Source organism: Corynebacterium sp. ACRPH (assembly GCF_022347285.1).
GTDB lineage: Bacteria > Actinomycetota > Actinomycetes > Mycobacteriales > Mycobacteriaceae > Corynebacterium.
This window is the reverse complement of the sequence record NZ_JAKRND010000029.1, coordinates 1-7859: the sequence shown is the minus strand read 5'-3', so window position 1 is coordinate 7859 and position 7859 is coordinate 1. Positions and strand designations below refer to the sequence as shown.

The 7859-nt window shown below is 54.6% G+C and carries 8 protein-coding genes; 1 reads left to right on the top strand and 7 read right to left on the bottom strand.

All coding sequences use genetic code 11. The annotated features are described in order from the left end of the window. Positions 1-246: 246 nt before the first annotated feature. Both MHX66_RS10325 and MHX66_RS10320 read right to left on the bottom strand, forming a co-directional pair. On the bottom strand, positions 247-660 hold the full coding sequence (locus tag MHX66_RS10325; protein WP_239202842.1) for a hypothetical protein: 414 nt from the start codon (positions 658-660) through the stop codon (positions 247-249). Between the two features lie 211 nt (positions 661-871). Beyond that, positions 872-1795 carry a hypothetical protein gene (locus MHX66_RS10320; RefSeq protein ID WP_239202841.1) on the bottom strand — a complete coding sequence of 308 codons (924 nt, stop codon included), beginning with the start codon at positions 1793-1795 and terminating at the stop codon, positions 872-874. Positions 1796-2364: 569 nt separating this feature from the next. On the opposite strand from MHX66_RS10320, the gene MHX66_RS10655 reads away from it, so the two are divergent. Continuing rightward, positions 2365-2886 (top strand): transposase, encoded by a 522-nt coding sequence (locus MHX66_RS10655; protein WP_370646309.1) that lies wholly within the window; start codon positions 2365-2367, stop codon positions 2884-2886. Between the two features lie 187 nt (positions 2887-3073). Here the strand turns inward: MHX66_RS10655 and MHX66_RS10310 are convergent, their stop codons facing one another. The 5 genes from MHX66_RS10310 to MHX66_RS10290 form a co-directional block, all read right to left on the bottom strand. Continuing rightward, on the bottom strand, positions 3074-3502 hold the full coding sequence (locus MHX66_RS10310) for a hypothetical protein (protein ID WP_239202840.1): 429 nt from the start codon (positions 3500-3502) through the stop codon (positions 3074-3076). A gap of 12 nt (positions 3503-3514) precedes the next feature. Beyond that, positions 3515-4264 (bottom strand): RHS repeat-associated core domain-containing protein, encoded by a 750-nt coding sequence (locus MHX66_RS10305; protein WP_239202839.1) that lies wholly within the window; start codon positions 4262-4264, stop codon positions 3515-3517. 253 nt (positions 4265-4517) lie between these two features. Then, positions 4518-4916, bottom strand: a complete 399-nt coding sequence (locus MHX66_RS10300) for a hypothetical protein (RefSeq protein WP_239202838.1) — start codon at positions 4914-4916, stop codon at positions 4518-4520. Positions 4917-4919: 3 nt separating this feature from the next. Continuing rightward, positions 4920-5588 carry a hypothetical protein gene (locus MHX66_RS10295; RefSeq protein WP_239202837.1) on the bottom strand — a complete coding sequence of 223 codons (669 nt, stop codon included), beginning with the start codon at positions 5586-5588 and terminating at the stop codon, positions 4920-4922. A 16-nt stretch (positions 5589-5604) separates the two neighbouring features. Next, positions 5605-7859 (bottom strand): RHS repeat-associated core domain-containing protein (locus MHX66_RS10290; protein WP_304504323.1); only part of this gene is annotated, 2255 nt, incomplete at its 5' end.

Genomic DNA, 7859 nt, shown 5'->3' with positions numbered 1-7859 from the left:
TCGCGACCGCGTCACGCTTGAACTGATCCGAATAAACCTTCCTAGGCATGGAGGTAGATTACCTTTCCCCGACCCAACACGGCCGGAATCAGAGGTGTCTACCAAACAGGGGTCAGGTCCGTGTCCACCATCATGCGCTGTGGTCACGCCGGTGTTGTTGGTGGTGTGGGATTACCTTTCTTTCCAACCCAACAGGGCCGGGCATCAGGTGTCTACCAAACAGGGGGCAGGCCCGATTGCTCACTACTATTCGCGTTCAAGCGGCGGGGCGGGAATGTCTAACGCCTGGCACCATTCGATAAGTAGGTCGGTGCCGGACTGACGTGGGTGGGTGTAAGTCGGTTCGTGTGCGTCTGGGCCGGCGTAGTACGTGGTGAGGAAATTGCGGATGTTCTCACTGCGAGTGGGGTAGAGGCTGGTAAAGAAGCTGACGAACGCGTCCTTGTCAGATACTGGCAGTTCTTCCGCAGGCACGTCGTAGACGTGGGAGGGGCTGGCGCCGAAGAAGTATTCAGATTTGGTTCCATCCGCGGATTTGGTGGTGATGAAGGCGAGGAACGTTTCCGCGATGCTAAACATCCACTTGTCCGCGGGGCCAATTCCAGGGTCGCCGAGGCGCCATTCGTTATCGACGAACTCCCAGCCAGCGAAGTATGCCATGGTTCGGTCATCCTCTCGTAATTCTTGTGGTATCACACGTGGGAAGGGTGGCTAACTTCCCTCGGCGCTGGGCGTATTTCCGCGGCCCAGCAGGACATAGTCTGTGCTAATTCAATTTACCGACCGCAACGCTGACTTCAAGTTTTAATTATGTTTCGGAATGCGTGCCACTCATGACAAATCTCTATAACATGCCCGAGGGTCGTCACTTCTAGAACGATTCCGGGAGTAGCCCGACGTCGTCGTAGATCTGGGTGATTCCTGGTCGGACTCGGTCTAGTTGGTTGGTGGGGTGGAGTTCGTAGAGGAATCGGCTGCCGCGGGGCCAGCGGTCTTTGATCCAGTAGGACGATTCTTTTTCTCGTTTGAGGATGCTCAGAAGTGTCAGTGCGGCGATGTGGATGTTCCGGTCGCAGCTGTGCTTTGCGGCGTTGGCGGCATCGGAAAGCTGTACTTCGTGGCGTTGCCAGTCGGGGAGGATGAAGGGGGATAGTTCTTCTGCGTAGGTCACTGAATCCATGTTGACGCCGGGGAATGCGACGTCTTTGAGCGTGGCGCCGCTGATGTCGGTGTCGAGGAGTTGTTGTTCGCCTTTGGTTTGGGCGATGACGCAGTTTTTGATTGTTCCAGTGATGGTGGTGTTGGTGATAAGGGGTGCGTCGTTGGGTTCGGGGACGCCGATGTCGGCGATGGTGAGGTTTAGCAACCTTGAGTCGGCGATGCGTTTTGCTCCGGCTAGCCATTGGTTGGTGCCGGTGCAGGAGTCGATCGTGGAGTGCAGGATTGTGCATTTGCCGAAGATGCTCTGGATGTTTGAGGCCATGTCGCAGTTAGCAAAATGGCAGTCTGTCAGCGTCGAGCGGAAGAAGTGGAGACCGGGCAGGTGGCCGGCGTGGCACACGACGTCGTCGATCGCGATGTTGTCAGCGGCCCATTGCTCGATGTGTGCGTGAGATAGGTCGATGTGGGCTGCTGAGTTACGTCGTCGGAGAAGGCGCTCGTCGACTGAAGCAGTCCGCCATTGGAAGCCACGGTAGTCTTGCCGTGCCTCGTGGAGCCCGAATGGTGAAGGCTCAAGAAGTGCATTTTGTTCAGAACTGACGCCGTTCCAGCGCTTAACCAATTCCAATGTCATCGTTACTTGACCCTTCCTCGAAATCCATGAATCCACTTTAACCATCGCTCTGGTAGGTCGCCTTATGCATAGACTCCGGTACTCCCTCGACGGAACCATACTTGCGATAGTGATTGGCCCACGCCTTCTCTGTGGTCATATCCATCCACATTTGGGTTCCTGAATCTGGGAACGTATAGATGACATCCGCACCGGCTTCACCTTGGTGTGCAACCGAAACTTCCAATTTGGTTAGGATTTTGTCGTTCTCAATCCGCTGCTTTTGAAGTGTCCGAGGTTTTGTTCCGTTTGAGTAGATGGGAAAACCTGGAATATGCCAAGACAATTTGACCAGGATGCGAAGGATCGTGTGGCCCGTCTTGTCGAGGACCGTATCTTGGCGGAAAACATGTCGATGCACGCCGTGTGCCAGGCACTCGACCCAAAACATCGGAAATGATCCGGTTCATCGATGAATACCGGAATCGTTTCTCTGTCGAGTTTATCTGTAAGACGTTGAAGAATAACCGAGCTGGTGGGTTCATCACCTCGCGTGGTCATCGCCAGTCCAAGGCCCGAACAAGCTGTGGGTGGCTGACATTACGTATGTGCGCACGAAGAAAAGCTTTGTGTACGCCGCCTTTGTCACCGACGTTTACTCCCGACGGATCGTTGGGTGGGCGCTATCGGATTCTATGCGCACCGTAGCGTTGCCGCTGCAAGCTCTCAACCAGGCGATCGTGTGTGCTGAGGAAACAACAGGTCTCATTCATCATTCGGATCACGGCTCGCAGTACGTCAGCGTTGTCTACAACGGGCGTCTTGCCCAGCACGAGATTGCCGCTTCCACCGGAACTGTCGGGGATTCTTATGACAATGCTCTGGCTGAAAACGTTAACGGCTCCTACAAGAACGAGCTGATCCATACTCGTAGGTGGAATGACGTTGTCGAGGTGGAAATCGAGTTTTGGGAGCAGCACCCGCTGCAAGCAATAATAGAAATCAAGGCAAGTGCCTTGGAACAAAACTCGGGGCACTTCATCATGTGGTGCTGGTGGCGGATCGTCATCACGATCGGAATGGTTGGTTGTATTAGCCTGGCCACCATCTGACGGAGTTGGCGAAGTCCAATAGGGTGACTGTAGTTAAGGTGGGGGCATCGGCGGAGGATTTGCCTCAGGATACGGTGGTTCTACCTAGTGTTGATGCGCATTCCACGAGCCGTTCGAGGATTGTTCTTCCTACAAATCCTGAGGATGTTTCGATGTACCACCGGCTGTTGACAAGGGTCTTTGGCGGTTAAGGCTTTGTAGCTAGGGTGTTCAGTTTTTCGATAATAGACGTATCGTCTTCAAATACTCCCCAGCAGTAGACGTAGTTGAATAAATCGTTGGAATTGAGGGGGCTTAAATCCAAATAACTCGCCATCTCGGTTGCTATTCCCGCTAATTCAAGGCGATCTAGTAGCGCATCTGATTCATTAGTGAGCTCTTCAGAATTCGATTTGTGGTCTATACGGTCTCGTTCTTGAATCGCAATTTCACTGATGCTTTCCAAATTGTCACTATTGAATTTTTGCGTAAATTCCTGTGAATAGAGATCAGAATAGCGATCTACGAACGTTTTCGCATTCGAGTAAAGAAACGTTCGGACTTCAGTTTGTGTGCAAGTTTGAAGAATTTTTTCAATTAGGTGATCAAACTTGTGGTGTAGGTTATTGAATGTCATTTTTCTACTTCTCTATTTGAACGGGGTCGGCGAAGAAACAATCCTATCGACAGCATTCTCAGTGAAGACAGTCTCTTGGCAAGATTGACAAACAAGTCTCGAGGCAGCGATGCGTTGATTCTTTGAAGCTCCAATTCTATCTAGAGCCTGTGGCGGGTTTACCTCGGCATGCTGACGGACAGAACCTTCCACCGTAGCTGGAGTGAGATTTGCAAATTCTTGATTTTCTAATGCTTGCCGAACCTCAGGTCTGAAATATGGAGTGCCGTCAGCTCTAGTACGTTCGCTTGAAGCTACTACACTGTGCACTCGACCTGCACTGTCTTCGCCTTGTCCGATCGCGAGTGTGACTCTTCCCTGAGCGTTTGAAGACATCGTCTCGTGAAGTTGATTGACTTGATGTTGTAGCGGGTCATCTGAATTCTTGAGACCATGCGCCATTAACTCTCGGACGTCTACCCAGAATGCTGCGTGGTCGACGTAGCCTTGGGCTGATGCTAGGCGTGGGGCGAGTCCGAGTGGGTCTTGGGCGTTGTAGGCGCCAAGGGTGGGGTTGTAGTAGCGGAAGCGGTTGTAGGCCCACCCGGATTCCGCATCCTCATATTGGCCAGCAAACAGCAGTGGGCTGGTGTGTGTTCCTGTCCAGGTGCGTGTGCCGTAGAGGGTTTGTGTGGCTCGTCTTTCGATGGCGCCGGTGGTGGGGTTGATGGTTTCTTTGGCTACGCGTCGGCTGAGACCATCATAGGTGTAGCGGTAGCCCACATTAGGTTCGTCGGAGGAGGCAAATCCGATGGGTTGTTCGCCGCTGGCGTAGTAGAAGTGGTGGACGTGGGGTGCTAACTATTTTTTGCAGTCGACGCCCAGTGCATCCTTCATGAGGAGCATCTTCACACTTGAGGCTATCTCATTGAAGTGGGCTTGCTTTCAGGGTTTGTTGGGGTGTCTGCGGTAATGCCCGAGTGACGTGTTTTGTCCTCGGGCTTTGATTTAGGAGATTGTTGTGGCCGGCAGTTGGTTAGTGGGTGAGTGTGCTGCCGTCGGGGAAGTGGATGGTGGTGGTGTCACTGACATCAACAAAGGCTAGGCCTAGTTGGGTGGCGATGGTGTGTGCTGTGGTGTGGCCTTCTTCGGCATCGTCCCAGTCGAAGGCGGTGTAGAGGAAGTCGTCGCCGATGGTGTATTCGGTGGTGGGTTCTTCTGCTTCGTCGTCTTCGAAGTCAATGTCGCTGTTGATGTCGGGGAAGTGTGCTGCTAGTTGGGTGTAGCAGTTGGTGATGGCTGGGGTGGAGCCGGTGGTGGTGGAGTAGTTGCGTGGTTGGTCCCATTGGGTGGCTTTGTTGTACCAGTCCATGAATTCTTGATGGGTGGTGGTTGGGACGGTGGTGGGATCGATGATGAGGATGTCGTAGCTCATGGGTTAGGAGTTGTTTCTGTGGGTGTTGATGTAGTTGGCTAGTTGTTCGGTGACGTTGCGGACGTCTTCGTCTGTGGTGGGTTTGTTGGGCATGTCGGCAATGTTTTGGGGGTTGATGACTTTTCGCCAGTCGGTGGTGTCCAGCATGTGTTGTGCTTTGTCCCATTCCTTGAAGTACAGGAGGATAAGCATCTCTGAGAAGCGGAAATTACTTACTTGCCAGTACTGTCCTGTTTCTATGTTGTGGCGGAAGTCAGGCTCGTCAGTGAGTTCAGCTTCAATTTTGGGCAGGGCTGCGCCGAATTGCTTAAAGAATGCCTCCCAATTGGGGCCGGATCCGGATGGTTCGAAAGGCTCATAACCATGGCTATACGCGTCAGTGAATCGTGAAGGTTTTAGTGCGCTTCCCTTCCTCTTTCCAACGGGTTTGCCCATTTTTGAGTTGGGTAGATGAAGGGATGAATGTAGCTTTGCGAGTTGGGGAAAGCGTGCTGTGTAGATGAACCCGGTGTTGTAGAGGCCTGAGGATAGTTTTATGGGGTCGCCGCTAATATTGATTTCCAAGTGGGGTTTGAGTCGTTTGCTCCATGTTGGTTCCTTGGATTTTTCCCTGGTGTAGCCTCTGTCGGCGAACCATGCGTCGGCGTCAGTAAAGAGTTTCGGTGCTGCCATATTTAGTGTTCCTTTTCTATGCGATCCTGTCGAGAAGATTACCCAGCTTAGCCACATCGCTAGGGTTGTCCATATAGAAGGTATGGAATTGGCCCTGCAACAAGTTTCCAGGGTCTTCTCCGAGACCGTCTACCTTTCGTTGAGCTGCTGAGCGCATTTCGACGGCTCCTCCGTCCTTGGCTAGTTCGTTTTGGACAAGCTGTTGACCCTCTGTGAGCTTAGCATTGCCACTCTTGATTTCAACGAAGTGGAATTGCTCTTTGTTGCCCCTGATAATGAAGTCAGCGCGGCTATTCTTCCACTCTCCTTCTCCAAGATTTACGCGGGTGGTGACCTGCTTCGCCCAGTTTTCTTCACCCATTTTTTCACGGATGATTGATTCCGCGTTTGCCTCGAATTTTTCTCCGGCGGCCTTGTTCGCGGAAATATGCGACATTAAGCCGAAGATGTCGACCCAGAATGCTGCGTGGTCGACGTAGCCTTGTGCTGAGGCTAGTCGTGGTGCGAGTCCGAGTGGGTCTTGGGCGTTGTAGGCACCCAGGGTGGGGTTGTAGTAGCGGAACCGGTTGTACGCCCACCCGGATTCCGCATCCTCGTATTGTCCTGCGAATAGTAGTGGGCTGGTGCACCGACCCGTCCACGTGCGTTTGCCGTAGAGGGTTTGGGTGGTGTGTCCCTCGACGACACCGGTGGTGGTGTTGATCAGTTCCTGAGGTGCACCGGCTAGGTCGCACACCAGGGCGTAGAACGTCGCATCAACCCGGGCCTGCGACCAACCAGCCGCAGGGTTCACCGGAGTGCCGTTGGTGCCACCGGTGCCACTGGTGCCATTGGTTAGTGCGATCTGGCCGTGTGTCTCACCAGTGGCAGGGTCAGTAGTCCACACAAAACCTTCACCCACACGTGCCGGATCGGTGTCGATGGTGGTGGTGACAGCGGCTAGTTGGTTACCGGTGTGGGTGAACACGTCACGGTGTGTGACTTCTCCGGTGGTGGTGTTGATGGTGTCTTTGGCTACGCGTCGGCCGAGACCATCGTAGCTGTAGCGGTAGCCAACACCGGGAGCATCACTTGAGGTAAATCCGATGGGTTGTTCACCGGTGGCGTAGAAGAAGTGATGCACCAACGGCTTTTTACCCAGGCGTTTGGTTACCGTGCGGGTGATACGGCCTGCAGCGTCGTAGGTGTAGGTAGTCCGGCCGACTTTGACCGGCAGTGTGTTGTGGTAGTCGATGACCCCGTCAGCAGTAGAGGCCAGGACTCCTGCTGGGGTGAAGGAGTAGTTCTCCTGGGCGGACACCCCGGTGGCACTGCCCGATGGTGCTGGAGTGCCTGCTCGTGCAGGAATGTGTGTCGTGGTCTGTGGTGGGGTGGTGCCCTGGTTACTGGGGTTACTGGGGTTGGTGTGGGGTGTGCGTGTCGCACTGGTCGCGCGGCCGATAGCGTCGACGGTGAAGCTGGTGGTACCACGCAGTTGGTCGGTGATGGCAGTGAGGGTGGAGTCGGCTTGCCAGGTGAAGTCACGACCAGCAACAGGGGCTAGCCCGCCAGGCGTTGCCGAATCCAACAGGTTGGTGTGGTCACCGGTGATACGCCCACGGGGGTCGATGTCAATGGTGCGTACCAGGTTGTCGATAGCGGTGGTGGCGCGGTGGCCGCGGGTGTTGGTGGTGTAGGTCAGCTCGGCAAGCAGGCGGCCTGTGTGGGCGTCATCGGTAGGCAAGCGCAGGGCTGAACCGTCGGTGGTGGGGGTGGTGTGTTGGGTGATGGTGCTGCTGGTGATCTCACCAGCGGCATTGCGTCCATACCCGGTGGTGATGGTGTGGTCGGTGGGTAGGGTGAGGTGTTCGCCGGTGACCATGCCCGTGGGGGAGAGCTCGAGCGTGTGGCGGGTTTCTTCGCCACTGGCCAGGCGGGTGGTCTCACCAATGGCTCGGCCATAGGTATCGCGGGTGTAGGTGATGGTGGCAGCCGGGTTGGTGATGCTAGTCAGGCGGCCGAAGGGATCGTAGTCAAACAGTGTGGTACCGGAGGCATCATCAATGCTGGTGGTCAGTCCCAACTGGTTACGAGTGGTGGTCGTTGTGCCTGCTGGGGTGGTCACATTGGTGATGAGCCCGTCGGGGCTGGTGGTGTTGGTGGTGACGATACCGTTGTAGTCGGTTTGTTGGGTGATGTCCCCGTCGAGGTTGTAGGTGTAGGTCCAGGTGTGGCCGTCGGCGTTGGTGATGGCCACGGGTTGCATTTGGGTGTTGTAGGTGATGGTGGTGG

What these genes read in the sequence shown, in the direction of transcription:
- MHX66_RS10300 (WP_239202838.1), bottom strand. Translation starts at nt 4,916, where the DNA reads ATGAGCTACGACATCCTCATCATCGATCCCACCACCGTCCCAACCACC.
- MHX66_RS10310 (WP_239202840.1), bottom strand. Translation starts at nt 3,502, where the DNA reads ATGACATTCAATAACCTACACCACAAGTTTGATCACCTAATTGAAAAA.
- MHX66_RS10325 (WP_239202842.1), bottom strand. Translation starts at nt 660, where the DNA reads ATGGCATACTTCGCTGGCTGGGAGTTCGTCGATAACGAATGGCGCCTC.
- MHX66_RS10295 (WP_239202837.1), bottom strand. Translation starts at nt 5,588, where the DNA reads ATGGCAGCACCGAAACTCTTTACTGACGCCGACGCATGGTTCGCCGAC.
- MHX66_RS10320 (WP_239202841.1), bottom strand. Translation starts at nt 1,795, where the DNA reads ATGACATTGGAATTGGTTAAGCGCTGGAACGGCGTCAGTTCTGAACAA.